The organism is Vibrio sp. YT-19(2023) (genome assembly GCF_033337395.1).
The window spans coordinates 1-843 of record NZ_JAWOQN010000302.1; the positions used below are offsets into that span (position 1 = coordinate 1).

Consider the following 843-nt stretch of genomic DNA (forward strand, 5'->3'; position numbering starts at 1 on the left):
TAACGTAAAAGTTGCAGTTAAAGACTTCTTAGCTGATGTGCAATCTCGTTATTACAAAGATGGTGATTTTATTTTGCCTGCAGACAGCTTTGAATCGATGATGCAGGGCTGGACGAAAGATTTTGAAAAAGCGCAGGAGATTTTTAATAAAGAGTTTCTGGCTAGCGCGTTCGATGCTTTATCGAAAAAAATGAAAGAAGAGCGTGGTTTAAACCTGACAGCACTCTCTGAAAGCATGGCAGAATTAAGTGCGAAAGTTGAGCAGCGTCTGGCTGAACATTCGAAAGAGGTGGAGCAACAAGCGGAAGACTTATGTGAATCTCTGGACAATATGGCAGGGCAAGAAGACGATTTGTTGAAGAAAATTCCTGAGTTGAAAGACTATCGAGTCTTTACCATTTGATGAATCGCTTCGCGTAGAAACAACATCTAAAAATACAAAGAAAGAGAGCGCCGTTTGGCACTCTCTTTTCGTTTTAGTGGTTCCATCTTTTGGTCGAGTTGCGAGGGTTTGACCAAACGCACCTAACCGGCTTAAAGGCGCTTATTGCGCGTTCATCTGAGTTAACTTATCACCAACAGGTTTTGAGAAGTTAAAGCCATCATGCTGATCCCAGTTGATAGACCACGTCATTACGCCAGCATAATTCGGGTAGTTGAACGCTGGTTTAACGGTGCCACAGGATGTGCCTTTTGTTAAACAGTCTAGCGCACTAAGAATATTTTGTGTCGGAGCTTGACCTGAGTTTGCCGAGCTTGGGCCTGAAGGTAAACCGATCGCGACTTGATCATCACGCAATGGCGCAAACTGAGTGCCGTCGGCTAGTTCAAAACCTTCGATAA

1 protein-coding gene and 1 pseudogene are annotated in these 843 nt (G+C 43.7%); one reads left to right on the forward strand and one right to left on the reverse strand.

Translation table 11 applies throughout. The annotated features are described in order from the left end of the window. Positions 1–403: DUF2884 family protein (locus R7E78_RS25540; RefSeq protein ID WP_318058532.1), on the forward strand; the 403-nt coding region annotated here is incomplete at its 5' end. Positions 404–544: 141 nt separating this feature from the next. Here the strand turns inward: R7E78_RS25540 and R7E78_RS25545 are convergent. Beyond that, positions 545–843 (reverse strand): annotated as a pseudogene (locus R7E78_RS25545) (chitinase); the annotation flags it as partial.